This is a genomic window from Lentzea albidocapillata subsp. violacea (genome assembly GCF_900100275.1).
GTDB classification, from domain to species: domain Bacteria; phylum Actinomycetota; class Actinomycetes; order Mycobacteriales; family Pseudonocardiaceae; genus Lentzea; species Lentzea violacea.
This window is the reverse complement of record NZ_FNET01000015.1, coordinates 153,978-179,201: the sequence shown is the minus strand read 5'-3', so window position 1 is coordinate 179,201 and position 25,224 is coordinate 153,978. Positions and strand designations below refer to the sequence as shown.

At 69.8% G+C, this 25,224-nt stretch carries 22 protein-coding genes; 16 read left to right on the top strand and 6 right to left on the bottom strand.

Annotated features, from left to right (window positions below; translation table 11 throughout):
• The first annotated feature begins 20 nt into the window (after positions 1 to 20).
• Both BLR21_RS29335 and BLR21_RS29330 read left to right on the top strand, forming a co-directional pair.
• Positions 21 to 833 (top strand): enoyl-CoA hydratase/isomerase family protein, encoded by an 813-nt coding sequence (locus BLR21_RS29335; protein WP_090010969.1) that lies wholly within the window; start codon positions 21 to 23, stop codon positions 831 to 833.
• A gap of 93 nt (positions 834 to 926) precedes the next feature.
• Positions 927 to 2,813, top strand: a complete 1,887-nt coding sequence (locus BLR21_RS29330) for an ABC transporter ATP-binding protein (RefSeq protein ID WP_256335009.1) — start codon at positions 927 to 929, stop codon at positions 2,811 to 2,813.
• Between the two features lie 480 nt (positions 2,814 to 3,293).
• Here the strand turns inward: BLR21_RS29330 and BLR21_RS29325 are convergent, their stop codons facing one another.
• Together BLR21_RS29325 and BLR21_RS29320 are read right to left on the bottom strand one after the other, a co-directional pair.
• Positions 3,294 to 4,853, bottom strand: coding sequence for a penicillin-binding transpeptidase domain-containing protein (locus tag BLR21_RS29325; RefSeq protein ID WP_090010965.1), 1,560 nt, complete (start codon positions 4,851 to 4,853; stop codon positions 3,294 to 3,296).
• Positions 4,854 to 4,933: 80 nt separating this feature from the next.
• The gene (locus BLR21_RS29320; protein ID WP_090010963.1) at positions 4,934 to 5,674 is read right to left on the bottom strand and encodes an SIS domain-containing protein; all 741 of its coding nucleotides are present in this window, start codon (positions 5,672 to 5,674) and stop codon (positions 4,934 to 4,936) included.
• A gap of 102 nt (positions 5,675 to 5,776) precedes the next feature.
• On the opposite strand from BLR21_RS29320, the gene BLR21_RS29315 reads away from it, so the two are divergent.
• Positions 5,777 to 5,959 carry a hypothetical protein gene (locus tag BLR21_RS29315; RefSeq protein WP_090010960.1) on the top strand — a complete coding sequence of 61 codons (183 nt, stop codon included), beginning with the start codon at positions 5,777 to 5,779 and terminating at the stop codon, positions 5,957 to 5,959.
• Here BLR21_RS29315 and BLR21_RS29310 read toward each other — a convergent pair.
• Positions 5,956 to 6,906 (bottom strand): MarR family transcriptional regulator, encoded by a 951-nt coding sequence (locus BLR21_RS29310; protein ID WP_090010958.1) that lies wholly within the window; start codon positions 6,904 to 6,906, stop codon positions 5,956 to 5,958. The two genes, BLR21_RS29315 and BLR21_RS29310, sit on opposite strands and share 4 nt — an antisense overlap.
• 226 nt (positions 6,907 to 7,132) lie before the next feature.
• On the opposite strand from BLR21_RS29310, the gene BLR21_RS29305 reads away from it, so the two are divergent.
• Positions 7,133 to 7,741, top strand: a complete 609-nt coding sequence (locus tag BLR21_RS29305; protein WP_176929848.1) for a C39 family peptidase — start codon at positions 7,133 to 7,135, stop codon at positions 7,739 to 7,741.
• On the opposite strand, the gene BLR21_RS29300 is transcribed toward BLR21_RS29305, so the two are convergent.
• Positions 7,716 to 8,291, bottom strand: a complete 576-nt coding sequence (locus BLR21_RS29300) for a nucleotidyltransferase family protein (protein ID WP_090010954.1) — start codon at positions 8,289 to 8,291, stop codon at positions 7,716 to 7,718. The two genes, BLR21_RS29305 and BLR21_RS29300, sit on opposite strands and share 26 nt — an antisense overlap.
• A 50-nt stretch (positions 8,292 to 8,341) precedes the next feature.
• Complete coding sequence (locus tag BLR21_RS29295) at positions 8,342 to 9,166, bottom strand: alpha/beta fold hydrolase (protein WP_090010953.1); 825 nt, start codon at positions 9,164 to 9,166, stop codon at positions 8,342 to 8,344.
• An 18-nt stretch (positions 9,167 to 9,184) separates the two neighbouring features.
• On the opposite strand from BLR21_RS29295, the gene BLR21_RS29290 reads away from it, so the two are divergent.
• From BLR21_RS29290 to shbA, 5 genes are all read left to right on the top strand, one after another.
• Entirely contained in the window at positions 9,185 to 9,928 is a 744-nt protein-coding gene (locus BLR21_RS29290) for an alpha/beta hydrolase (protein ID WP_420843921.1), read from the top strand.
• The gene (locus BLR21_RS29285) at positions 9,921 to 11,159 is read left to right on the top strand and encodes an NAD(P)/FAD-dependent oxidoreductase (protein ID WP_256335008.1); all 1,239 of its coding nucleotides are present in this window, start codon (positions 9,921 to 9,923) and stop codon (positions 11,157 to 11,159) included. The genes BLR21_RS29290 and BLR21_RS29285 overlap by 8 nt, the downstream gene beginning before the upstream one ends.
• The gene (locus BLR21_RS29280; RefSeq protein WP_256335007.1) at positions 11,156 to 11,836 is read left to right on the top strand and encodes a DUF1365 domain-containing protein; all 681 of its coding nucleotides are present in this window, start codon (positions 11,156 to 11,158) and stop codon (positions 11,834 to 11,836) included. The genes BLR21_RS29285 and BLR21_RS29280 overlap by 4 nt, the downstream gene beginning before the upstream one ends.
• Positions 11,833 to 13,059: an SAM-dependent methyltransferase gene (locus BLR21_RS29275; protein WP_090010947.1), complete on the top strand. Its 1,227-nt coding sequence runs from the start codon at positions 11,833 to 11,835 to the stop codon at positions 13,057 to 13,059. Before BLR21_RS29280 ends, BLR21_RS29275 begins: the two co-directional genes overlap by 4 nt.
• A gap of 146 nt (positions 13,060 to 13,205) precedes the next feature.
• Complete coding sequence (gene shbA, locus BLR21_RS29270) at positions 13,206 to 13,901, top strand: RNA polymerase sigma factor ShbA (protein ID WP_256335006.1); 696 nt, start codon at positions 13,206 to 13,208, stop codon at positions 13,899 to 13,901.
• A 51-nt stretch (positions 13,902 to 13,952) separates the two neighbouring features.
• Here the strand turns inward: shbA and BLR21_RS29265 are convergent, their stop codons facing one another.
• Positions 13,953 to 15,149 (bottom strand): MFS transporter, encoded by a 1,197-nt coding sequence (locus tag BLR21_RS29265; protein ID WP_090010945.1) that lies wholly within the window; start codon positions 15,147 to 15,149, stop codon positions 13,953 to 13,955.
• Positions 15,150 to 15,200: 51 nt separating this feature from the next.
• Between BLR21_RS29265 and BLR21_RS29260 the strand changes: the two genes are divergently transcribed.
• The 7 genes from BLR21_RS29260 to BLR21_RS29230 all read left to right on the top strand — a co-directional run bounded on the left by BLR21_RS29260 (position 15,201) and on the right by BLR21_RS29230 (position 25,218).
• Positions 15,201 to 16,235, top strand: a complete 1,035-nt coding sequence (locus BLR21_RS29260) for a carbohydrate kinase family protein (RefSeq protein ID WP_090010943.1) — start codon at positions 15,201 to 15,203, stop codon at positions 16,233 to 16,235.
• A 97-nt stretch (positions 16,236 to 16,332) separates the two neighbouring features.
• The gene (locus BLR21_RS29255; RefSeq protein ID WP_256335005.1) at positions 16,333 to 18,450 is read left to right on the top strand and encodes a transglycosylase domain-containing protein; all 2,118 of its coding nucleotides are present in this window, start codon (positions 16,333 to 16,335) and stop codon (positions 18,448 to 18,450) included.
• A gap of 1,378 nt (positions 18,451 to 19,828) precedes the next feature.
• The gene (locus BLR21_RS29250; protein ID WP_256335004.1) at positions 19,829 to 20,611 is read left to right on the top strand and encodes a M23 family metallopeptidase; all 783 of its coding nucleotides are present in this window, start codon (positions 19,829 to 19,831) and stop codon (positions 20,609 to 20,611) included.
• A gap of 73 nt (positions 20,612 to 20,684) precedes the next feature.
• Positions 20,685 to 22,133 (top strand): AMP-binding protein, encoded by a 1,449-nt coding sequence (locus tag BLR21_RS29245; RefSeq protein WP_256335003.1) that lies wholly within the window; start codon positions 20,685 to 20,687, stop codon positions 22,131 to 22,133.
• Positions 22,130 to 22,855, top strand: coding sequence for an SDR family NAD(P)-dependent oxidoreductase (locus BLR21_RS29240; protein WP_176929846.1), 726 nt, complete (start codon positions 22,130 to 22,132; stop codon positions 22,853 to 22,855). The genes BLR21_RS29245 and BLR21_RS29240 overlap by 4 nt, the downstream gene beginning before the upstream one ends.
• Before the next feature lie 96 nt (positions 22,856 to 22,951).
• Positions 22,952 to 24,460 (top strand): HAL/PAL/TAL family ammonia-lyase, encoded by a 1,509-nt coding sequence (locus BLR21_RS29235; RefSeq protein ID WP_090010939.1) that lies wholly within the window; start codon positions 22,952 to 22,954, stop codon positions 24,458 to 24,460.
• The gene (locus BLR21_RS29230) at positions 24,460 to 25,218 is read left to right on the top strand and encodes a hypothetical protein (RefSeq protein ID WP_090010937.1); all 759 of its coding nucleotides are present in this window, start codon (positions 24,460 to 24,462) and stop codon (positions 25,216 to 25,218) included. Before BLR21_RS29235 ends, BLR21_RS29230 begins: the two co-directional genes overlap by 1 nt.
• Positions 25,219 to 25,224 lie beyond the last annotated feature (6 nt).

Sequence of the window (25,224 nt, the reverse complement as noted above, 5' to 3'; positions counted from 1 at the left end):
GTCCGCCGGAGGTAACGACTATGCCAGTGCCTTCCATCGACGCTGGTGTGCTCGAGCGCGGTGGCGTTCGGCTCGCGATCTCCGGGCCGCGCGCGACCATCACGCTCGATCGTCCTGACGTGCTCAACGCGCAGACGCCGGCTACCTGGCAGGCGTTGCGGCACATCGGCGAACAGCTGGACCCGGACGTCCGCGTCGTGGTCGTCCGGGGCTCTGGCCGTGCCTTCTCGGCAGGGCTGGACCGGCGGATGTTCACCGGTGAGCCCGTCGACGGCGAACCCGGTGGTCTCGGCGCGATCCTGTCGCTTCCGGCTGCGGAGGCGGACGCCCGCATCGCGTCGTACCAGGCCGGGTTCACCTGGCTGCGCGACCCGGCACGCGTGACGATCGCCGCAGTGCAGGGGCATGCCATCGGCGCGGGTTTCCAGTTGGCGCTGGCGTGCGACTTCCGCGTGCTCGCCGAGGACGCGCAGTTCTGCATGGCCGAGACCGGGCTGGGACTGGTGCCCGACCTCGGCGGCACGCTGCCGCTGGTGCGACTCGTGGGGTACTCGCGCGCGGCCGAGATGTGCGTGACCTCCCGCCGCGTGCCGGCGCAGGAGTCGCTGCGGATCGGCCTCGCGAACTCCGTCGTGCCCGCGGACGGGCTCGACGGCGCCGTCGACGAGCTGGTGGCCGCCGTTCTCAAGCCGATGGCCGGTGCCGTGTCGGAGACGCTGGCGCTGATCCTGGCTGCCGCCGAGACGCCGACGGCCGAAGCGCAGCTCGCGCTGGAGCGTGCCGCCCAGCTGCGCCGGCTGCAGTCGTTCGCGGCCCTGTCCGCTCAAAGCTGAACCTTTCCGCCGCTGTAGCCGTCCGCGAAGGAATTGTCAGACCGCTGTGCTGTTCTAGACAGCGTGGACGGATACAGCTCTTGGCGATTCATGATGGGAGCGACCTCGGACGCGCCTTCGAAGGTGCGCCGGGGTACGTTCCGCCGCGTTCTGGCCTTCGCCCGGCCGCACCGGGCGAAGCTGCTGGTGTTCCTGCTGCTGACGGTCGTCTCGTCGGTTCTCGCGGTGTCGACGCCGTTGCTGGCCGGCCGCGTGGTCGACGCGATCGTCCGCGGCTCCGTGCCGTCCGTGGTCGTGTGGCTGGCCGTGGCGATCGCGCTGATCGCCATCGTCGACGCCGGCCTGGGCCTGGTCGAGCGCTGGCAGTCGACGCGCATCGGTGAGGGCCTGATCTACGACCTGCGTCGTGCCGTGTTCGGCCACGTGCAGAAGATGCCCGTCGCGTTCTTCACGCGCACCCGCACCGGTGCGCTGGTCTCCCGCCTGAACAACGACGTGATCGGCGCCCAGCGCGCCTTCACCTCGACGCTGTCGGGCTTCGTCACGAACATCATCCAGCTGGTCCTGTCGCTGGCCGTCATGTTCACGTTGTCGTGGCAGGTCACGGCCCTGGCGCTGGTGCTGCTGCCGGTGTTCGTGCTGCCCGCCAAGCGGATGGGCCGCCGGATGGCGGACATGCAGCGGGAAGCCTCCACCCTGAACGCCTCGATGGTCACCCAGTCGACCGAGCGCTTCTCGGCGCCGGGCGCGACGCTGGTGAAGCTCTTCGGCCGTCCGGCCCGCGAGGAGGAGGAGTTCTCCGAGAAGGCCGCGCAGGTCCGCGACATCGGCATCCGGACCGCGATGGCCACCCGCTGGTTCATGACGGGCCTGACGCTGGTCTCGGCGCTGGCGCAGGCGCTGGTCTACGGCCTGGGCGGCTACCTCGCGCTGACCGGGCACCTGGCGGCCGGCGCCGTGGTGTCGCTCGCGCTGCTGCTGACCCGCCTGTACGCCCCGCTGACGGCGCTCGCGAACGCGCGGGTAGACCTGATGACGGCGCTGGTGTCGTTCGAGCGTGTCTTCGAGGTGCTGGACCTCGACCCGATGATCAAGGAGAAGCCGGACGCCCGCGGCGTGCCCGAGGGCCCGGTGTCGGTCGAGTTCGAGGACGTGCGCTTCGCGTACCCGTCGGCGGACAAGGTGTCGCTGGCGTCGCTGGAGTCCGTGGCCACTTTGGACACTCGTGGTGGCGAGGAAGTGTTGCACGGAATCAGCTTCAAGGCGGAGGCCGGTCAGCTGGTCGCCCTGGTCGGCTCGTCCGGCGCGGGCAAGTCCACCCTCGCGTCACTCGTGCCGCGGCTCTACGACGTCGACTCGGGCGCCGTGCGTCTGTCCGGAGTGGACGTCCGCGACCTGACCTTCGAGGCGCTGCGCGCGTCCGTCGGCGTGGTCACCCAGGACGGGCACCTCTTCCACGACACCATCTGGGCCAACCTGGAGTACGCGTCACCCGGCGCCACCGACGACGACCTGTGGGACTCGCTACGCCGCGCCCGCCTGCTGGACCTGGTGGCGTCGTTGCCGGACCAGCTCGACACCGTGGTCGGCGAGCGCGGCTACCGGCTGTCCGGCGGCGAACGGCAACGGCTCACCATCGCCCGCCTGCTGCTCGCCAAGCCGCGCGTCGTGATCCTGGACGAGGCCACCGCACACCTGGACTCGGAGTCCGAGGCCGCCGTGCAGGAGGCGCTGACCGAGGCGCTGCACGGACGAACGTCGCTGGTGATCGCCCACCGCCTCTCGACGATCCGGGCGGCCGACCAGATCCTGGTGCTGGAGCACGGCGACATCGTGGAACGAGGCACGCACACCGAGCTGATGACCGCGGAGGGCCGCTACGCCGACCTCTACAACACGCAGTTCGCCCAGCCTCCTGTGGTCGGGGTGCTGCCGACGCCGAAGTTCAGCGAGCGACTCGGGGTGCCACAGACGAACTGATGCCGGTGGGGCCCGGTGCCGGTGAGGCGCGGACGCTCGCCGGAGAAGCAGGCGGGCAGCCCGCGGAGCCTGCCTGGGAGGCGGGCGCCTGGAGAGACTTTGTCCGGGTGGCTGTCCGGGGTGGCGCCGCGCGAGGATCGTGACCCTGCCGCCGTCGGACGCGAACGCCGCCCGTTGCTCAAGCCCCGGCACGTCTCGGGCGGCTCGCGGAGCTTGCCTGAGAGGGATGGCCGCTTGCGAAACGACGTCCGGCTCTTCGAGGCGTTCACCGCCCGCGCGGCCGCGTAAGCGGTCGGTCTGCCCAGCCGATCGGCTGGCTGCGGTTTGTCGCCGGCGAGGCGACGAACCGCGACGTGGCCAATGGCCTCGCCATCACCGAGGCGCTCGACCACGAGCAGCCCGGCCTCGCGCGAGCCAGCCCGGCCCCGCGCGAGCCAGCCCGGCCCCGCGCGAGCAGCCCCTCCCCGCGCGACCAGCGGTTCAGCGCTTGAGGAACGCCGCCGTCGCGTTCAGCGCGCTCTGCGACGAGCCCGCCTTCTCCACGACCACCGCGAACGCCACGTTGTTCTGGTAGCCGACGAACCAGCCGTGCGCCTCGCCGCCGCCCGCCTCGGCCGTGCCGGTCTTCCCGGCCAGGCCGGGGATTCCGGCGAGCTGCTTCGCGGTGCCGGCGGTGACCACCTCGCGCATCATCGCGCGCAGCGGCGGCAGCACGGCGGCGGGCGGGGCGGCCGCCACGTCGTTCGGCTCGGACGGCCTGCCGCGCAGGAGCGTTGGCGTCGGGGTCCTGCCCGAGACGACGGTGGCGGCGACCAGGGCCATGCCGAACGGGCTGGCCACCACGTTGCCCTGGCCGAAGCTGTTCTCCACCCGCTGGTCGCCGGTGGCCGGTGGGACCTTGCCGGTGTTCGTCTCGGCGCCGGGGATGGCCCAGTCGGCGCCCAGGCCGAACCGTTTCGCCATGTTCGGCAGGGCGTTCGGGTCGAGCTTGGAGCCCAGGTCGCCGATCGTCGTGTTGCAGGACAGCGCGAACGCCGTGTGGAACGGCAGGCTGTCGTGGCCGAAGCCGTCGTTGCTGATCCTGCGGGTGCCGATGGTGGCGGTGGCCGGGCAGGGGACGGCGGTGCCGCTCTGCACCAGGCCCGCGTTCATGACCGCCGCCGCGGTGACGATCTTCATCGTCGAGCCGGGGGCGTAACGGCCGACGAACGGGTTGGTGCCGCCCAGTGCCTTGTTCTGCGCCACGGCCAGGATCTCGCTGGTGGAGGCCTCGATGGCCACGATCGCCGCACCCTGCGGGAGTGCGTCCACGGCTGCCTGGGCCGCTGCCTGGCGGGCCGGGTCGATGGTGACGGTGATCTTCTCGCCGCCCTCCGCCTTCTTGGTGTCCAGCATGGTGAACGCGCCGCCCGCGGTGATGCCGACTTCCCAGCCGTCGATGCCCTTCACGTCGCCGACGGTGGCGGTGATCGTCTTGTACAGGCCGTCCGGGATCGTGCCCTGCGTCAGTGGCTTGCCGTCGCGGCCCAGCAGGGCGCCTTCCGCCAGCGCCTTGCGGTAGGTGAGCGACGCGCCCTCGGTCAGCTGCGGGTGGATGACCGTGGGCGTCCAGTGGACCTTCCAGGCGCCGTCGGCGCGGGTCATCGGGACCTTGACGTCGTACTTCAGCAGGCCTGCGCCCGGCATCGTCCAGGTGACGGACGCGGTGAGCTCGGTGGTCGTGGCGTCCGCCGCCGGTGGTTCGGCCGCCGCCACCGTGGCCTGGTAGGCGGACGTGCTCATGCCGGCCTTGCTGGCTTCCAGGGCCGTGGTCGCCGCCGCCGGTGCGTCGGTGAAGACGGCGGCGCTGGCCGGGCCCGAGAACGCCCTGGTCAGGAAGGAGGTGGCCACCTGCACCGGAGTCTCCGCCGGCTTGACCGGTGCGTCGGCGACCACCACCGACCTGCTGCCCGACCAGAGCAGGGTGCCCGCCACGCCGACCACAGCCGTCGTGGCGAGCGCGCCGCCGATCAGGATCCATCTACGAGTCTTCTGCTCCATCTGTTCGAATCCCCCCAGGTAAGTGCTTTCCCCGGTGGGAGAATAACGGCAGGCCGCGGGGGATCTGTGAGGGTTTCTACCTATCCGAGCTGCGGAATGCGGGTCTGGTAGTGGCGGAGCAGGTCGGCGTTGGCCGCGTCGCCGCCCTCCACGTTCGCGCTGCGCCACAGGGGGAGCCGCACGCCGGACTCGGTCGCCTTGTCGATCAGGCGGACCATCAGCAGGTTCCACAGGAACGTGGTGGCCAGCGTGGAGATCGCCGCGGTGACCGGGGCGTGCTCCGGGTAGGTCGAGTCGCCGGGTGGGACCAGGTTGTCGAGGACGACGGTCGAGACCTCGGCGAGGGTCGCGCCGGCGCGGCGGGGGGCCTGGGAGCTGGAGGCCACCGAGGTGACGCCCACCACAGGGCAGCCCCTGTTCGCGGCCTCCTGAGCCAGTTCGACGGGGTAGTAGTTCACGCCCGACGTCGAGAACACGAACAGCACGTCGTGCGGGGCCAGACCCGATTCGCGCAGGACCTCGCCCGCGAGGCCGGAGCGGCGTTCGGCCGACGTGCTGCTGATCGCGCCGTGCATCGGGAGCAGTTCGGGGTGGTAGACCGGGCGGACGCAGGCCAGGCCACCGGCCCGGTAGAAGGTCTCGGCGACCGCCGCCAGCGAGTGTCCCGCGCCTGCGGTGAGGAGGATTCCGTCGGCCTGGACGGCGGCCAGCACGAGCTCCGCCACGTCGTCGAGTGCCGCCGCGTTGTGCTGTTCGACGCGCGTGAGATGCGTGCGCACGAGATTGCCGTAGTCGGACCCGGTCACGGTGTCGGTCGTCATGCCGGTCAGTACTACCGGATCGCAGGTGACGTCACCAGTAACCCACGCACCACAAACCTCGATACGCGCGATGAGGGGTGCGGTGGCGCTCGTGGACAGGGGGTGGGTTTGATCAGGCGGTACTTCTATTTCTGGGTCGCGCTGGTCGCGGTGTTCACGGCAGCGGCGGCCACGAACATCGCGCTGGCGATCACCTACTCCGAGCTGTGGCCGGTGTGGGTGGCGCTGACGCTGCTGGTTGTTTCCGTGGGGTGCGCCAGGGCGGCGGTTCGGGCGAGGCCCTAAGCCAGCAGTTCGACCCCCAACGCGGACGCGGTGTGCAGCACCGAGTTGCGGTGGCGTTGGGCGACGGCCAGGCCCGCGTCTCGCAGCACGGAGGCGTGGGCACTGGCCGAGGCGGCGGAGATGCCCAGGCGGCGAGCCAGTTCCGTGGTGGTGCAGCCGCCGGCGATGACCTCCAGCGCGGCGGCGCGGGTGCGGCCGAGCAACGCCTCCAGCGACCGTTTGCCGGTGCTCGTCACGTGCAGGTCGCGCGCGATCGGATAGACGAGCACGGGCGTGCGGCTCTGGTCCCGGAGCATGATCGGCCGCTCCCAGCAGAAGTACGACGGCACGAGCACCAGGCCCTGGCCACCCAGGTGGACGTCGCGCTGCGGGAAGCGGGACTCGATCGACAGCACGGACGGCGCCCACGAGATCGTCGGGTGCAGCGCCGCGAGCATGCCCTCGCAGCCGCTGTCCAGGAACGACCGCGCCCGCACCGCTCGGTCGGCGTCGACGACGGCGCGCACGTCGCCCCAGATCGGGGCGAGTGCGTGCCGGTGGTAGTCGCGCAACGCCTCGCCGAGCGAGTCCAGGGTGGCCACGTCACCGCCGGCCAGCAGGTGCGTGCGCGGGTCGAGGCGGTGTCGGTGGTCCAGTTGCGCCAGGTCCGCGCGCAGCGACTCGACCGGTGTCGACAGCACCGCGTCGATGCCCGCGTCGACCGCGCACGCGCCAGCGGTGGGGGTCAGGAAGTCGGGGGAGTAGCCGACGGGTGGCGCCAGCTGCATGAGCCAGCGGGTGTCGCCGGGCAACGTCGTCCGCACCGTCGCACGCCACCGGCCGAACACCGGCGTGGCCGAGCGCTGCCGCAGCACGTGCAGGCTCAGCAGGATCTCCCACATCGGGTCGGGACCGGCGGCGACACGCACCCTTGCCAGGTCCTCCGCCGTGAAGTGGACACGCAGCACAGCAGCAGATTGGCACAGCGGAGCAGGGCCTGTACCGGATTCGAGACCACTCAGCCAAAAGGTGCACATCGCCCACCCAGAGTGGGTTCTCGCACGGCTCCGAGCGCTCCCAGCTGGATTTTTAGGGCTCGGCCGAATGTTGTGGCGGCTCTTCTCCCGCTCCCGCCAAGCTTCTCGGCGAGCGCCGGACAGGGGACCGGCGCCACCACTGAGGGGAATTCTTTCGATGAAGCTCGCGAAGATCACCGGGGCGATCGCGGCCGCCGGTGTCGCCCTGACCATCCTGACCGCGCCGGTCGCGTCCGCCGCACCGGGCGAGACCGTCATCCCGGCCGCCGCCGAGCTCGGCATCCAGGGCGAAGGCGTGCTGCCGCACCAGTTCCAGGTGCAGAAGACCGGCTACTGGTGTTCCGCCGCCGCTGCCCGCATCGCGCTGACGGCCCGCGGCAAGTACGTCGAGCAGTCCACGCTGGCCTCGTTCATGAAGGTCACGACCAACGGCCTGCCCAACATCAAGAACCTCGAGAACGCCCTCGACCACTACACCGGCTCGACCTACTACCAGGTCAAGCAGTGGTCGACCAACTCGCAGCTGCTGACGAAGCTCAAGGGTGACGTCGTCTACAACGCCAACCGCGGCCACGCCGTCGTCATCAACGTGATCCGCCTGAACGGCCGCAGCTACTCCGGCGGCCACTACGCCACGATCGTCGGCTACCGCGCGGGCGGCAACGAGTTCGCCGTGTCCGACCCGGCCTACGCGGGTGGCAAGCTGCACTGGCTGAGCGCCTCCAACGTGTCGTCCGGCATCAAGCTCCGCCGGTACGTCGCCTGAGGTCCTCTGGCCGATCGATGTCCGCACCGTCCGCCACGTCGGCGCAGTCGACGAGGCGGACGGTGTTCGCCTGGAGGTAGTCCCGCGCGCCCTGGTCACCCGCCGCCGACGCCATGACACCCGCGAAGTGGTCCGACCCGATCAGCACCGGGTGCCCGATCTCGCCGTCGTAGGTGGCGCGGGCCAGCACTTTCGGCTCGCCGAGAGCCATGAGGCGGTGCAACGCCTCGACGGTGACGCCCGGGGTGTCCACGGGCAGGACGATCACCGCGTCCGCGCTGCCGACGGCGTGCAGGCCGGTGCGCAGCGACGACCCCATGCCGGTGTCCCAGTGGGGGTTGTCGACGACGGTCACGCCCTGAAGGGTGGCCTGTCGCCGCACTTCCGCCGCCTGCGCGCCGAGCACCACGACGACCGGGTCGCAGCCGGCGGCTCTGAGCAGGTCGGCGGCCGAGTCCACGAAGAGCTTGCCGTGCAAGCCGACGAGAGCCTTGGGGGAACCGAACCGGCGGCCGGCCCCCGCGGCGAGCAGAACACCGGCCACGCGCATGGCCCTGAATCTAGTGGCGCGACCCCGCACGCCGGCGATGCGGCCGGCCGTCAGCCGAGGTTTTCCAGGATCAGCGAGGAAGCCGCTTCCGGGATCTCCTCCGGGATCCAGTGGCTGACGTCCTCGACCATCTCGAACCGGTACGGCCCGGTGCACCACTTCTCGGTCTCGAAGGCCGCCACCGACCCGAACGCGACGTCCTCGGTGCTCCACACGTACATGGTCCTGACGCCGACCTTGTCCGCGGCACCGTGCGGCTTGCCGGCGCGGTACCAGTTGAGGGCGGCGGTGAGCGCGCCCGGTTCGCTCAGCCGCTGGACGTACTCCTCGACGTGCGAGGGCCTGATCCGCCACTCGAACATCTGCTTGATGGCCTGCGCGTTGTTGTCGAGCATGCGCTTCTCGGTGCTGCGCTCACGCCAGTCGCGCATGTACTGCGACCGCATCGCCTGGTCCTCGTCGGACTGCAGCGCGACCTTCAGCGCGGCGGGGTGCGGCGTGGAGAAGACGGTGAGCGTGCGCAGGCGTTCGGGGTGCTCGATCGCGGTCCACCACGCGACGGCGCCACCCCAGTCGTGCCCGACCAGGTCGAACGTGTCCCAGCCCAGCGAGTCCGCCATCGCGATCACGTCGCCGACCAGGTGCGTGACCGTGTACTCGGACGCCTGCTCCGGGCGCACGCCGGGGGAGTAGCCGCGCTGGTCCGGTGCGACGGCGCGGAAACCGTTCACGCCGAGCACCGCCACCTGGTGCTCCCACTCGATCGCGGCCTCGGGGAAGCCGTGCAGCAGCAACACCGGGCGGCCGTCCTCGGGGCCGGACGCGATGGCGTCGAAAGTGCCTGCCTCGGTGGGGATGCTGATGTGGTCGATCACGGACTCGACCCTACCGGTGTGACCTGGCTCTCAACGGGCGAGCCGAAGAGCCTGGCCTCACGAACAGCAGGTGTGCATCCGCAGGTAGACGTGCTGAAACCGCAGGGCGGTACGAACGCTGTCGTGCTCGTGCTGCACGGCGGCCGCGAACACGGCACCGGACCCGTCCGGCGCCACAACCTCGCGTACCTGCGCATGGTCCCGCTGGCCAGGGCGCTGCGCGCGCCCGGTGCCGAGGTCTGGAACATGCGCTACCGGGTCCGCGGCTGGAACGCGCCGAGCCTCGATCCGGTGAAGGACGCGCGGTGGGCGCTCGAGAAGATCACCGAGCTCCACCCCGGCAGGCCGGTCGTGCTGGTCGGGCACTCGATGGGCGGCCGGACCGCGCTGCGCGTGGCCGGGCATCCGAGCGTGGTCGCGGTGTGCGCGCTGGCGCCGTGGCTCGTGCCCGGCGAACCGTTCGAGCAACTCAGGGGCAAGGCACTGCTCATCGCACACGGCGACCAGGAACGGATGACGGACCCGGCCAGGTCGCTGTTGTTCGCCCGCCAGGCCAAGACCGTGACGGACCGGGTGGCGCGGTTCAGCGTTGTCGGCGACGGGCACGCGATGCTCAGGAGGGCGCGGGACTGGACCCGGCTGGTCGTCTCGTTCGTCCACGGTGAACTCGGGTTCGAACCGGTCGCACCCGACATCGCGAATGCCATGCGGGAGGCCTCGCCACGAGGCCTCGACGTGCCTTTGGGAGGCTCGCGTGGCTGAGGTCGCCGTCATCGGAGCAGGGGTCGCCGGGCTTACGGCAGCCTATGTGTTGCAACGCAAGCACGACGTCACGCTGTTCGAGGCCGACGACCGGCTCGGCGGCCACGCGCACACGCACGACCTGGACGGCGTGCACGTCGACTCCGGGTTCATCGTCCACAACGAACGGACCTACCCGAACCTGATCAGGCTCTTCCGCGAGCTCGGCGTGTCCACTCAGGACTCCGAGATGTCGATGAGCGTCCGGTGCGACGGCTGCGGTCTGGAGTACGCGGGCGCCCGGAAGCTGCCGGGCCTGTTCGCGCAGCCGAAGAACGCCGCCAATCCCCGATACCTGCGCATGCTCGCCGAGGTCACGCGGTTCTACAAGCACGCCCAGCGCGTTCTCGACCACGAGGAGGCGCACGACGTCACGCTCGGCGCGTTCCTCGCGATCGGCGGGTACAGCCGTTACTTCGTCGACCACTTCATCGTGCCGCTGGTCAGCGCGGTGTGGTCGTCCGGCGCGGCGCTGAGCATGAAGTACCCGGCCTGGTACCTGTTCGAGTTCCTCGCGAACCACGGGATGCTCGCGATCGGCGGCACCCCGCAGTGGAAGACCGTCGTCGGCGGCTCGCGCACGTACGTCGACCGCGCGGTGAAGGGCCTCAAGGCCGTGCACGTCGGCACACCCGTCAGGGCCGTCACGCGCGGCGGCACCGGCGTGGAGATCCGCGACGAGAACAACGTGCTGCACACCGCGGACCACGTCGTCATCGCCACGCACCCGGACCAGGCGCTGGGACTGCTGGCCGACCCGACGCGCGAGGAGAAGGAGGTGCTCGGCGCGTTCCAGTACTCGCGCAACGAGACCTGGCTGCACACCGACGCCTCCATCCTGCCGCGCACGAGCGCCGCGCGGGCGTCGTGGAACCTCTACAAGCGGGCCTGCCACGAAGCGAACGACCAGGTGCTCGTCAGCTACCACATGAACCGGCTGATGCGCCTGGACGAACCGCGCGACTTCGTCGTCACGCTCAACCCGCACGACGTGAACCCGGACCGCGTGCTCGCGAAGATGGTCTACGAGCACCCGATCTACACGCCGGAATCCGTTGCGGCGCAACGACGTCTGCCCGAGATCAACACCGGCGTGACCGCCTACGCCGGCGCGTACCACGGCTGGGGCTTCCACGAGGACGGCTGCGCGTCGGGAGTGCGCGCGGCCCAGCACCTCGGGGTCACGTGGTGATCTACGACGTCGTCATCACGCACGCCCGCCGCGAGCTCATCGACCGGTCGTTCAGCCACCGCGCCTACATGTGGCTGGTCGACCTGGCCGAGTTACCGCGGCTGCCCTGGTGGGCACGCCCGTTCGCGAAGTTCGAGGCCCGTGACCACCTCGGGTCACCGTCGAGGACCATCCGGGAGAACCTGGACGAGTGGCTGGCCGGGCACGGCATCGACCTCGGCGGCGGACAGGTCCTGATGCTCGCCAACGCGCGTGTGCTCGGTTACGTCTTCAACCCGCTGTCCGTGTACTGGTGCCACGACGCCTCCGGAGAGCTCGTGTGCGTCGCCGCGGAAGTGCACAACACCTACGGCGGACGGCATTGCTATCTGCTGCGCACCGACGACAAGGGTCGTGCGTCGGTGGACAAGGAGTTCTACGTCTCTCCGTTTCTCGAGGTCGACGGCCACTACGTCATGAAGATGCCGAAGCCGGGAGACCAGCTGTCCGTGACGATCGCGTTGCGGCAGAACGGGAAGACGACCTTCAGCGCGACGATGAAGGGCGAGCGCAGTTCGGGACTGCGCATGTTGCTGCGCCGTCCGCTGATGCCCCAGCGCGTGTCCGCGTTGATCCGCCGTCATGGCATCGCCCTCTATCTGAGGCGTATTCCGATCATCCCCAGGAGTGATGGATGAGCACGTTGTCCCTGCCCCGTCCCGGCCAGGGCATGTGGCCCGGACTGTTCACGGCACCGCGTTCGCCGATGCGCGCCCGCATCGCCGAGGCGTTGTTCCGCAAGGCCGTGCGCCCGTTGCCGGTGACCGTCCGGTTCCCCGACGGCAGGACGTGGGGAGCGGGCGGCCCGGTGATGCGGATCGTCCGGCCCGGCGAGTTCTTCCACCGCCTCGGAGCCGACGCCAAGATCGGCTTCGGCGAGGCCTACATGGTGGGCGACTGGGAGTCCGACGAGCTCGCGGACGTGCTCTCGGTGTTCGCGGCGAAGCTCTCGACGCTGATCCCGCCCAGCCTGCAGCTGATGCGGCGGTGGGCGGAGCGGCGGCAGACCGAGATCAACGACGTCGCGGGCTCACGGCAGAACATCCACCGGCACTACGACCTGTCGAACGAGCTGTTCGCGGTGTTCCTCGACGAGACGATGACGTACTCGTCGGCGTTGTTCGAGGGCGGGAACGCCGACCTGCGCACGGCCCAGCTGCGCAAGATCGACGGCGTGCTCGACTACGCGGGAGTGCGCGAGGGCTCCCGCGTGCTGGAGATCGGCACGGGCTGGGGCGCGCTCGCCATCCGCGCCGCCCAGAGGGGTGCCACGGTCACGTCGCTGACCATCTCCGCCGAACAGCGCAAGCTGGCGCTGGACCGGGTGAGGGACGCGGGTCTCCACGATCGAGTGACGGTCGAGCTGCGTGACTACCGAGAGGAGCACGGCCGGTACGACGCCGTCGTCAGCGTCGAGATGATCGAGGCAGTCGGTGCCGAATACTGGCCCGAGTACTTCTCGGTGCTCGACCGCCTGCTCGCGCCGGGTGGCCGGGTGGGGCTGCAGGCGATCACCATGCCGCACGACCGCATGATCGCGAGCAAGGCCAGCTACACCTGGATCCACAAGTACATCTTCCCCGGCGGGCTCATCCCGTCCGTGCGGTCGATCGAGGACTCGGTGCGCGACCACACCCGGCTCGAGATCGTCGAGTCGAGGTCGTTCGGCCTCGACTACGCCGAGACGCTTCGCCGTTGGCGCGAAACGTTCCTCACCCGTTGGGACGAGGTGCGGGAGCTGGGCTTCGACGACACGTTCCGCCGGATGTGGGAGTTCTACCTGGCCTACTCGGAGGCGGGCTTCCGCGTCGGATACCTCGGGGTACAGCAGTTCGGCATGGCCGAACGACTGGGCCGTTAGGACCACCTTCTACCCCAAAAGGGTGCTGGTTCCCCCACCCGTGCGGACTTCGTGGTCCTCTTTGAAGCAGGCGGTATCAATCGGCTCGCTGCTGTCTCTTCTTCAGTGAAGCCCCAAGTGTCGCTGTAGTGGAGGAGGTCGCCGGGATGGTTCTACCCACAGCCGTGCGGGCCGGTGGCGGTGTCGCGGTTCTCGTGCCCGGTGAAGGCACGGGGGCCTGGAACCGGCCAACGGTGCCCATGCGCCGTCGGGTGCTCCAGGCACCGGTCTCCAATCAGTGGCTCGCCGAAGCCGAGTTCGCCGACCTCGTCGATGCCGCTCTTGCCGGAGACAGACGGGCGGTCGAGCACCTGCTCGGCCGGATCCAGCCGCTGATCGTGCGCTACTGCCGCGCCAGGGTCGGCGGCCGTGAGCGCACGCTGGTCTCAGCCGAGGACATAGCGCAGGAGGTGTGTGTGGCGGTGCTCGGCGCGTTGTCGAAGTACCGCTACGAACCCGGCTCGTTCCTCGCGTTCGTGTACGGCATCGCCGCGCACAAGGTCGCCGACGCCCGCCGTCGTGCCGTCCGCAACCGCGCCGAGGTCGTGCCGGAACTGCCGGACTGCCCGTCGCTCGACACGGGCCCGGAACAGCACGCCGTCAACGGCGAGATGATGGCCCAGGTGACGCGCCTGCTGCACAAGCTGCCGCCCCGCCAGCGCGAGATCCTCGTGCTGCGGGTGGCCGTGGGCCTGTCCGCCGACGAGGTCGCGCTGGCGGTCTCGTCGACTCCGGGTGCGGTGCGGGTCGCACAGCACCGCGCGCTCACGCGGATGCGGGAGATGATCGCCGAGGAAGGCTGACGCGTTCGATGATCGCGGCGACCAGCGTGGTCGTCGTTGTGAAGCGCGCGCTCAGGGCTTCTGCGGAACCACCGTCCGCAGGTCGGTGAACGCCGCCCCCGCTGCCGTCACCAGGATCAACGCGCCGAACGCCAGCAACGCGACCGCGCCACCGAACACGCCGGCCAGCAACCCTCCGAGCGCCGGCGCGAGTGGCGTCAGCACACGGGAGGTCAGCGTCGAGATCGCGTCGAGGCGGCCCATCATGTCCTCGGGGACCAGTGCCGTGTGCAGCGCGGACACCGAGACGTTGATCAGCGGCGTGACGACCGCGCTGAGCGCCAGCGGCACGAACGGCCAGAAGACGCCGAACGGAAGTGCCATCGCGAGGGTGCAGGCACCGAAGACGGTCAGCACCGCGACCATGAGCGGACCGGGTGCGACGGTGATCCTCGGGGACAGCAGCGAGCCGATGATGCCGCCGACCCCGATGCCCGCGAGCACCAGGCCCGTGTCGATGCCGCTGCCACCGCGTTCGGCCACGAGCGCGAACACCGGCAGCATCGAGGCGCCGCCGAGCAGGTTCAGCACGAGGAAGATGATCGTGAGGTTGCGCAGGCCGGTCTGGTGCCACAGCCAGCGGCCCGCGTCCTTCACGTCGTGGTGCATGCGCCGGCGGGGCTGCTGATCGGCTCGCGCCGGGATCCTGGCGAACCAGGCGCAGATCGCGGCCACGGCGAACGTGATCGCGTCGGCCACGAACGGAAGCGCCCGCCCGACGGCCATGAGCAGGGCGCCCAGCGGTGGTCCGGCCACCCGTGCCGCGTGGCCGCGGGCTTCCTCCTGGGCATAGGCGGTGGTGAGCTGGTCCCTGGGCACGACGGTTTGGATCGCGGCGGTGCGGGCCGGGCCGGAGAACGCGGTGCAGACGCCGTCGACGATCGCGAGCGCGACGAACACCACGACATAGGCGTGGCCGGTGAGGATCGCGGCGGCCAGCAGGGCAGCGGCGAGGGCCTGGACGGACTGGCTCCAGACCAGCGTCCTCCCGCGGTCCCAGCGGTCGACCCACACGCCGGCCGGCATCAGGGTGAACAGCAGCGCTGCGGCCCGCGCGCCCGCGATCACGCCGGGCAGGAGGTACGAGCCGGTGAGCGCGACGACCAGCAGCGGCATCGCCAGCGTCGTCATCGTGGTGCCCAGCTGGGAGACGGCGCCTCCCAGCCAGAGCAGCTGGAACTGAACGTTCTTCCTGAGCGGAACCCCCATGGCCGACGTTTCTATCGCATGATCACCGGCCGCGGATGGCAAGGTTCACGCATGGCCGACCCGGAACCCGCCTACGACGTGCTGCTCACCGGCACCGTTTTCCTCGACATCATCTTCACCGGTCTGCCCCGGCCGCCGGAGCCGGGGACCGAGGTGTGGGCGGAGGGACTCGGGTCGTGTCCCGGCGGCATCGCGAACCTCGCCGTGGCGTTGCGCCGGCTCGAACTGAGGACCGCGCTGGCGGCGGCGTTCGGGGAGGACGCGTACGGCGACTTCTGCTGGGACGTGCTGGCGGACCAGGAAGGCGTCGACCTCTCTTACTGTCGCCGTTTCTACGGGTGGCATTCGCCCGTGACCGTGTCCATGGCGATGGAGCGCGACCGCAGCATGGTCACTCACGGGCACAAGTCGCCTGTCATCGCCGATGACCTCTTCTCTCCGCCGCCGTCGACACGGGCGTGCTTCGTGCACATCCAGGCGGAAGACGAGCAGTGGGTGCGCACGGCGAAGGACAACGGGGCGAAGCTCTTCGCCGACATCGGCTGGGACCGCACCGGAGCGTGGTCGCCGGAGTTGTTGCGCAGACTCGCCGGCTATGACGTGTTCCTCCCGAACCACGTGGAGGCGCAGGGATACACCCGCACCGACACGCCGGAGGCCGCCGCGCGCCGGCTCGCCGAGCACGTGCCAGTGGTGGTCGTCACACGCGGCGGCGGGGGAGCGGTCGCGGTCGACGGCGCCACCGGCGAATGCGTGGACGTGCCGGGGCTCAACGTCGCGCAACTCGACGCGACAGGTGCCGGTGACGTGTTTGGCGCGGGGTTCGTCATGGGCACTCTGGCCGGGTGGCCGCTCGAACACCGGGTGCGGTTCGCGAACCTGTGTGCCGCGCTGTCCGTGCAGCACTTCGGTGGTTCGCTGTCGGCACCTGGCTGGGGAGACATCGCGGTCTGGTGGCGGACGGTGAGCAGGCGGCCGGACGAAGAACTGTCGCGCTACGGGTTCCTGGACGACCTGCTTCCCGAGCACACGGGCGTCGAGGTGCGCAGGGCCAGTCCGACGATCGGCCTCCGGCTACTCCGGTAGGTTGGAAACAGTCGATCAGCGGACGCAACCTCACGGGCCTCCCGCGCGACTTAATACGTAGAGAGTCTCTGGGGTTTTGTTCGGAAGGAGTTGCGGGTTGTTCGCCGCACGCGCGTCAGGCTTGGTCAAGTTGCTGGGGTTGTGCCTGACGGCGGGCGTCCTCCTCGCTGCGATGGTGTTCCCGTTCGTCGGAGGTCTCGGGCTCGCGTCCAACCGCGCGGCCGACACGGTCGACCAGACGTCGGGCGACCTCGCGAAGGGCGAGCTGCCGCTCGTCACCACCATTCAGGACATGAACGGCGACCCGATCGCCTATCTGTACGACCAGTACCGCATCCCGTTGGAGACCAAGGACATCGCGGACACCATGAAGGGCGCGATCCTGGCCATCGAGGACAAACGGTTCTACGAGCACCAGGGCGTCGACTGGCAGGGCATCGCCCGCGCCGCCGCCAAGGCCGGTGTGGACGGTGGGGCGACGCAGGGCGCGTCGACGCTCACCCAGCAGTACGTGAAGAACTACATGGCGTTCGTGCTCGGCGCCGACAACGAGCAGGAGGCCTGGGAGAAGGCCACCGAGGCGACGGTCGGCCGCAAGATGCGCGAGGCGCGCGTCGCGTTGCAGCTCGAGCAGCAGATGACGAAGGACGAGATCCTCACCGGCTACCTCAACATCGTGCCGCTGGGCAACCAGACCTACGGCGTCGGTGCCGCCGCGAAGGCGTACTTCAACACCACGGCCGACAAGCTGACGGTTCCGCAGGCCGCACTGCTCGCCGCGATCGCGAACCGCCCGTCGTCGCTGAACCCCGGCGCGTCCCCGGAGAAGGCGCTGGAGCGCCGCAACATCGTCATCGACAAGATGCGCGAGAACGGTGCGTTCGGCGCCGACGAGACCGAGGCCAGGAAGAAGGCCGAGGAATTCAAGGCCGAGCCGATGGGCATCGTCGAGAACCTGCAGATCCTGCCCAAGGGCTGCGTCGGCGCGGGTGACGGCCCGATCTACGGCTTCTTCTGCTCCTACCTGCTCGACTACCTGCGCGCCTCCGGCATCACGAACAAGCAGCTGCAGCGCGGCGGCCTCACCATCAAGACCACGATGGACCCGAAGGCCACCAAGGCCGCGAAGCAGTCGGCCGAGCAGCAGGTGCCGAAGACCCAGAACGGCATCGCGAACGTCATGTCCGTCGTGCAGCCGGGCACCGACAAGCACCGCGTGCGCGCCCTCGTCGCCTCCCGCGACTACGGCAACAAGGCCGAACTCGGCCAGGTCGCCCGCCCCGTGCCCGCCGAGGTCCTGCCGTTCGGTCCCGGCTCGGTGAACAAGATCTTCACCGCCGCCGCCGCGATGAAGAACGGTGTCACCGGAATCGACCGCAAGATCAAGGTCCCGAAGGTCTACAACTCGCGGGTCTACCCGAACGGCGGCTCGGCCTGGCGCGTCCAGAACGCGGGCGACTACCCCGAGGAGATGACGCTCACCCAGGCCCTCGCGACGTCCCCGAACACGGGCTTCGTGATCCTGCAGGAGCAGGCGGGCCTCAACAACGTCGTCGACATGGCCTACAAGCTCGGCATGCGCGAGACCCTCTCCGGCGTCAACCGCGGCGCGGAGCCCCTGAAGTCCGACGGCTCGAACGGCCCGTCCCAGGGCGACTGGACCAAGCAGAACAACGCCGGCTCCTACACCCTCGGCCCCGGCGCCACCAGCGTCCTGGAACTGGCCAACGTGGCCGCGACCATCGTCTCCAGCGGCACCTGGTGCCCGCCGACCCCGGTAGAGAAGGTCATCGACCGCTACGGCAAGGACGTCCCGCTGAAGGAAATGCCCTGCGAGCAGGCCGTGGAACCGGACCTGGCGAACAGCCTCGCCCAGGGCATGTCCCACGACACCACCGGCAGCGGCACCGCAGCAGCCGCGGCGAGCGGCTCCGGCTGGAACCGCCCGGCCATCGGCAAGACCGGCACCACCGAAGAGCACAAGTCGGTAGCCTTCCTGGCCGCGACCCCGCAGTACGCGGGCGCCGTCATGACCTACGCCGACGGCAACAACCCGCAGGTAATCTGCGCCAACCCGATCCGCCTCTGCCCAGGTAGCTCGCAGGGCGTCTTCGGTGGCCAGGTAGCCGCACCCACCTGGTTCAACGCCATGAAGGTGATCCACGAGGGCCTCCCGGTGGCACCACTGCCTCCGGCAGCACCCAGGTACAAGTAAGCCCCGCTCGGCCAGAGGGCCGCCGGACGCCACGCGCGTCCGGCGGCCCTTTGCGTTGGGCGGGGGGCCAGGGCCAGGCGGAGCGGGCTGAGGCCGGGGTGGGGCCGGAGGATGTGAGCAGCCCAGAGTGACGGCAAGGCGGAGTGGCGGAGCGGAGCGGCCGAGCGGCGACGGCGGGTCGTGTCGAGGCCTGCGGTGACGCCGGGCGGAGCGGCCGGGCTACGGCAAGGGCTGGGGTTGTGAGGCCAGCGAGGGTGGACCGGCCGGAGCGAGGCAGGACGCGGGCGCGGAGGGCGATGGCGGAGCCGCGCCACCCTGCCGCCCACCGCAACGGCGGAGCGAGGCGTCCCTCCCGCACGCACAGGGCAACGGCGGAGCCGCGCCGCCCTGCCGCCAACGGCAATGGCGAAGCCGAGGCGTCCCTCCACGCACAACGGGCAACGGCGGAGCCGAGCTACTCTGCCGCCCAACGCAATGGCGGAGCCGAGGCGTCCCCCCGCACGTGAAGGGCAATGGCGGAGCCAAGCCACCCCTATCGCCCACGGCGATGGCGGAGCCGAGGCGTGTGAACCTCTTCGCTCTGGTCAAGCGGTGATGACGCAACCAACCCGGCGATTGGGGCTTGACCTTGAGTGGGCGGGATGCTCCCCTCATGGGCACGGCCGGGCGCTTTTCAGCCCGGCCTTTTCCGGCCGTCAAGCATCCCGCCAGAGGCTCAAGGTCAAGCCCCAATCGCTATCGACGCGCAGCGGCGATGACCGGCACCGGCCCGGTACTGCCCGCCCGGCCACCCACGCAAGGCGACCACTCGCACGGCAGGTGACCACCCCGCTGGTACGCGACACGCCCACGCAAGCCGACCCGCGCGGTTGCCAACCCCGCCCGCCCGCGCAAGGCGACCACTCGCACGGCAGGCGACCCCGCTAGAACGCGACAAGCCCAACACAAACCAACCCACCCGGTGCCAAACGACCCAACCACCCGAAATGACCACCCAGAACAAGGTCAACCCCACCCCACCCCGCCCCAAACCTTTCACGATAAAGCGACTGACCAGTACAAACACCAACCCAAGGATTGGTCCAAACCGAGTTGACCAAGCCCCAAACCAACCAACTACTCAAAGTAACCAACAGTGGGCCTAATCACCTGAACGCCCACATCGCTTGCCCGCATCGGTCACGCGAGGTTACGTTCTGCGCCGCATGTCACGGTTCGATAACTGCAAGGACACGGATCTCCCCCGAAGCGGTCCAGTCCACCACCGGGCCCCCGAAGCCCGCAGCCAGGCCCCCCGACGCCAGGCGAAGCGCAGATGCCGAACTCCCCCGAGTGCATGGAGACAGGTTTGGCACGGCATCGTACGAAGGGTCCCCTGGTGGACGTCATCACCAAGGTGGACCTGGACCGCAAGAAGGTAGTGGCGGTGGTGGTCGCCGCAGGCGCCCTCGCCGGCGCCGGTTTCGCCCAGGCGGCGACTACCGTCAGCCCGGTGGACCGCATGATCGCCCCCGTCGCGGCCACCAAGAACCTCGCCGCGGTGATGACCGCCGAGGCGCGGCCGCAGGGTCCGCAGACGATCCACGACGTCAACGCCGGGTCTGAGGCGCGCAAGTTGTTGCAGGCCGAGCAGATCCAGGCGCAGTTCCACGTCGCCGGGGCGCTCAAGTCCGCCGAGGGCGCTTATGCGCAGCGGCAGGCGGTCGCCCAGGCCGAGGCCGCGCGGGTCGCGGCCGAGAAGGCGCGGATCGCGGCCGAGGAGGAGGCGAAGCGGCCCAAGTGTGTGCGGCCCGCCCAAGGGTCGTTCACGTCCGGGTTCGGTGCCCGCTGGGGTACCAGCCACAACGGCGTCGACATCGCGAACGCCATCGGCACGCCGATCGTCTCCGTCATGGAGGGCACCGTCGTCGAGGCCGGGCCTGCGTCCGGGTTCGGGCTGTGGGTTCGCGTTCAGCACGGGGACGGCACCATCACCGTCTACGGGCACATGAACACCATCGACGTCGCGCAGGGTGCGAAGGTCAAGGCCGGGCAGCAGATCGCGACGATCGGCAACCGCGGCCAGTCGACCGGGCCGCACCTGCACTTCGAGGTGTGGGTCGCGGGCGGGCAGAAGGTCAACCCCGTCGGCTGGCTGGCCGAGCGCGGTGTGAGTCTCTGACCGAATCCGGTCACACGATCACGAGAAGTCTCGATAGTCTCCGGCCACGCCGCCGTGCATGACGTGCGGCGGCGTGGAGACCGGAGCCGAGCCAGTGATCTACCGCAGCCCCCTGCCCGCGGTGGCCGTTCCCGAACGCACCGTCCCCGAGCATGTGCTGGAACGCGCACGGCACAACGACAAGCTCGCTCTCGTGGACGCCGTCACGGGCGAGTCGCTCACGTACGCCGAGTTGGCGCGACAGGTCGAGACGACGGCCAAAGGCCTGGTGCGTAACGGGATCAGGCCCGGTGACACCGTCGCGATCGTCAGCCTGAACCGGCCGCGTTACGCCGTCGGCCTGCACGCGGTCCTGGCCGCGGGGGCGACGGCCGCGCTCATCAACCCGATGCTCACGCCGCCGGAGATCGCGCGGCTCAAGGAACTCGCGAACGTCACGGAGACGCTCGACCTCGACGACCTTCCCGCGAGCGACACGGATTCGCTCCCACCGGGAAACCCCGCCGGCACCGCCGTCGTCCTCTTCTCCAGCGGCACAACGGGTCTCACCAAAGCCGTCGGCCTGAGCCACCGCGCGCTCGTCGCGAACCTGGAGCAGCACCGGCCTGGCTGGCGCATCGACGAGACCGACGTGCTCGCCGCGAACCTGCCGTTCTTCCACGTCTACGGCTTCACGATCATCCTCAACTCCGGTCTGCTCGGCGGCGCCACGCTCGTCACCATGCCCCGCGGCGACGCCGGCACCTACTTGCGGCGCCTTGAAGAACACCGCGTCACGCGGGCGTTCCTGGTGCCGCCACTCGCCGCGGCCATCGCGGACCACGAAGAACCGGTCCCGGGACTCGGCCTCAAGCTCGTCCTCTGCGGCGCCGCGCCACTCGACGACGCCGTCCGCCGGGAAGCCGAGCGCACACTGCAGGCGCCCGTCCGCCAGGGCTACGGCCTCACCGAAGCCGGTGGCACACACCAGACATTCGACGATGACATGGAATCCGATCCCATGAGCGTCGGTGTGCTGTGTCCCGGCACGGAAGCGCGGATCGTCGAGCCGGGCACGACGACGGACGCGGCGGAGGGCGAGCTGCTCATCCGCGGCCCGCAGGTCATGGACGGTTACCTCGGCGACGAACGGGCCACCCGCGAAGCCTTCGTGGACGGCTGGCTGCGCACGGGCGACCTGGTGCGCGTCCACAACGGCCGGTTCCACGTCGTGGACCGCATCAAGGAAATGATCAAGTACAAGGGTTACCAGGTCGCGCCTGCCGAGCTGGAGGCGGTGTTGCGGCGCCATCCCGCAGTGCGGGACGCGGCGGTGATCGGTGCGCCCGATCGGGTTAACGGCGAGATCCCGAAAGCCTTCGTGGTCACGCAAGGCGACGTCTCGGCGGACGAACTCATGGGGTTCGTGGCGGCGGAGGTGGCGCCCTACAAGAAGATCCGCCAGGTTGAGTTCGTGCGAGAGATACCGAGATCCGTGTCAGGCAAGATCCTTCGTCGCCTGCTGAAGGACCCCTCGCAGTGAAGGTGCTGATCACCGGTGGCGCCAAGGAGCTCGGCAGGGCGTTCAGCGGTGTCCTTGGCGCACAGGGACATCAGCTCGTCCTCACCGGCCGCGACGAGGAGGCGCTCGGCACCGCCGAAGCCGAACTGAAGGCCCAGGGCGTCGCCGTCGAGACCCACGTCGCGGACCTCGGCGATCCGCACGCGACGGCCAAGCTGATCGAGAGCCTCGGCGGGATCGACGTGCTGGTCAACAACGGTGCGCTCGGCGGGCCGGTCGGTCCGACGTGGCAGGTCGACGAGAACGACTGGTGGCACACGTTCGAGGTGAACCTGCGCGGCACCGCCTTCGCCGCGAACGCCGCCATTCGCACTATGACGAGCGGGCGGATCATCAACGTGGTCAGCAACGCCGGTGTGCACCGATGGCCTTTCGTCACGGCGTATTCGGTGTCCAAGGCGGCCGTGGTCAAGCTGACCGAGAACCTCGCGGTCGAGCTGAAGAACCGGCCGATCACCGTGCTGAGCTACGACCCCGGCATGGTCGACATCGGCCTGATGCGCCGCGGCGCCACGATGGACTCCGGCGATCCGCACCGGCGCAGGATCGCGGAGTGGGCGAGGTCTCAGCGAGCCGCGGGCAGGTTCACCCCGGTGGAGCAGTCGGCCGATCTTTTGGCCCGAATCGTGCGCGGAGAGTTCGATCACCTCTCCGGTGGCTTGATCACACCGAAGGACAGCTGAGAGATTTTCCTCGTTTGATGCGTACCTAAGGCCCTTCCTCGCCGACGGGTCAACGGGGATCGTCGCGAGTGGCTCCCCAAGTCCTCAGGAGGCGTCGTGCCTGTCGGAACATCCCCTGCTGCCCTGAATCTGGCCGAACACCTCGAACCGGCTCACCTCGAACTCGCCCGCGACCCGGTGCGCGTCGAACTGCCGGCGGACGTGCGCGACCGGATCGCGCGCTGCCGCGCGTTCGTGCTCGAAGTCAGCGCGTCCGGACGCGCGATCTACGGTGTCACAACGGGTTTCGGCCCGCTGGTCGAGTTCGCGGGCCGTCCGGACAGCGCCGGTCAGTGTGACAACACCCTCTTCCACCTCATCGTCGGCCACGGTGAACTGCTGCCGCCCGCCGTCGCGCGGGCGGCCGTGCTCGCGCGGCTTTTCTCGTTGGCGCAAGGTCGATCCGGAGTGTCCGAGCAGGTCGTGGACTCGCTGACTGCCATGCTGGACACCGAGTTCGCCCCAGCCGTACCACGCTTGGGCTCAGTCGGTGCGAGTGGTGATCTCCAGCCGCTCGCCTACGTGGCACATGCTTTGCGCGGTAACGGGAACGCCTTCTTCCAGGGGCGGCTGATGCCCGCCGTGGAAGCGCTTGCACAAGCCGGGCTCCAGAGACTCGTGCTGGACGGTCGTGACGCGCTCGCGCTGGTGAACGGCATCTCGGTGACCGCCGCAGCACTCGGACTCGCTGTCGCGCAGGCGGTTCGCGTGCGCCGGATGGCGGAGTTGTTGTCCGCCTTGATGACCGACGTCCTCGGCTGCGGCACCGAGTTCACGTCGGTTGGACTACTGGCCGCGTTCGGGCATCCGGACGTCGCTGAATCGGGCGCGTCCATCAGGACCTGGCTCGACGGCAGTACGCCATCCGGTGCGCGCCCGTTGCAGGAGCCGTACAGCATCCGTTGCACACCACAGCTGATCGGCGCGGCCGGCACGAGCGTGCGGCACGCCGGCGACGTGGTGCGCCGCGACCTCAACGGCGTGAGCGACAACCCGTTGTTCTTCCCGGAGACCGGGGAGGTCGTGCACGGCGGCAACTTCTTCGGCCAGCCCAGCGCTTTCGCGGCCGACCAGCTCAACGTCGCCCTGGTGCAGCTGGGCAACCTGGCCGAACGTCAGCTCGACCTGCTGGTGGATCCCTGCCGCAGCAACGGGTTGCCGCCGATGCTCAGTCCGCTGCCCGGTCAGCACCACGCGCTGCAGGGCGTTCAGCTCTGCGCGACCGCCACCGTCGCCGCGATGCGCAGGGCGGCCACACCGGCCTCGATGCAGAGCCTGCCGACGAACCTGCACAACCAGGACGTCGTCCCGTTCGGCACCCAGGCCGCGCTGACGGCGCTCGACCAGGCGCGGCTGCTGCGTTATCTGCACGCGGGACTCGCCATCGGGCTGCGCCAGGCCGTGCACGTCGGCGCACGCCGTCCGCAGGCGCCGCGGCTCGCGGCGGTGTTCGACCGGCTCGCGCAAGAGGTGCCACCGATCACCGAGGACCGGCCGCTCGACACCACGCTGGGCCGGGTGGCGGACGTCCTCGACAGTCTCGTGTCCGAAGTGGAGGGTGCTTGATGAGTGCTCCCGTCTGCCTCCCCCAGTGGGGGCACACCTGGGTCGACCTGCCCGTCCTGCGGCTGCCGATGCCGGAGGAGGAACTGATCCCGTGCGCGACCGGCTGCTTCCAGCTGCCGATCGCCATCGACACCCCGGAAGATCCGGTCGAGCGCGCCGTGCACCGGTGGTTCCTCGGCCACCACGGCGCGTTCCTGGTCTGGAGGTTTCTTTCGGCTTCACTCGATCGGCTGATACGTGAACCTGATTCGCAGCTGGTTCGCCAAGCTGCGCTTGGATACGACGCGTACTCGGTGATGCTCGCCTATTCGGGCAGTTGTTCCCGTGAGGTGTACGAGGACGTCATCCGGCCGATGATGGTGACGTTCGACCCGGCGTTCAGCGGGCGATGGGCACGTGACCACGAACCACTGCCCGGCCTGCTGCGCCGGGCGCGTGCCGCACTGGGGCCCGTGGCGGCCGCACCGCTCACCTCTGCGAGCAAGGCGAACCTGGTGGCGCACATGGAGGTCATGCGCAGGCTCGTGCCCGGCGGCCCGTCGCTGCTGCGCGAGTCCGGCCGTGCGCGCATGTCCACCACCGACGCCGAACGGGCCCGGTTCGACGAGTTCTTCCTCGTCAGCCGGGAGAACGTGTGCGTGAGCCGTTACCGCGCGCACCGCGCCGCCGTTCTGTCCGCGATCGGTCACGACCTCGCGAAACAGCCGCTGAGCCCCGAGTACGGAGAGACACTCAGGACGTTCGCCACCCGACTATGAGAGAAG

Excerpts from the sequence above, each read along its gene's own strand:
- BLR21_RS29260 (WP_090010943.1), top strand. The coding sequence starts at position 15,201 with ATGGCCGACCCGGAACCCGCCTACGACGTGCTGCTCACCGGCACCGTT.
- BLR21_RS29230 (WP_090010937.1), top strand. The coding sequence starts at position 24,460 with ATGAGTGCTCCCGTCTGCCTCCCCCAGTGGGGGCACACCTGGGTCGAC.
- shbA (WP_256335006.1), top strand. The coding sequence starts at position 13,206 with ATGGTTCTACCCACAGCCGTGCGGGCCGGTGGCGGTGTCGCGGTTCTC.
- BLR21_RS29275 (WP_090010947.1), top strand. The coding sequence starts at position 11,833 with ATGAGCACGTTGTCCCTGCCCCGTCCCGGCCAGGGCATGTGGCCCGGA.
- BLR21_RS29330 (WP_256335009.1), top strand. The coding sequence starts at position 927 with ATGGGAGCGACCTCGGACGCGCCTTCGAAGGTGCGCCGGGGTACGTTC.
- BLR21_RS29320 (WP_090010963.1), bottom strand. The coding sequence starts at position 5,674 with ATGACGACCGACACCGTGACCGGGTCCGACTACGGCAATCTCGTGCGC.
- BLR21_RS29305 (WP_176929848.1), top strand. The coding sequence starts at position 7,133 with ATGAAGCTCGCGAAGATCACCGGGGCGATCGCGGCCGCCGGTGTCGCC.
- BLR21_RS29300 (WP_090010954.1), bottom strand. The coding sequence starts at position 8,291 with ATGCGCGTGGCCGGTGTTCTGCTCGCCGCGGGGGCCGGCCGCCGGTTC.
- BLR21_RS29335 (WP_090010969.1), top strand. The coding sequence starts at position 21 with ATGCCAGTGCCTTCCATCGACGCTGGTGTGCTCGAGCGCGGTGGCGTT.
- BLR21_RS29265 (WP_090010945.1), bottom strand. The coding sequence starts at position 15,149 with ATGGGGGTTCCGCTCAGGAAGAACGTTCAGTTCCAGCTGCTCTGGCTG.
- BLR21_RS29325 (WP_090010965.1), bottom strand. The coding sequence starts at position 4,853 with ATGGAGCAGAAGACTCGTAGATGGATCCTGATCGGCGGCGCGCTCGCC.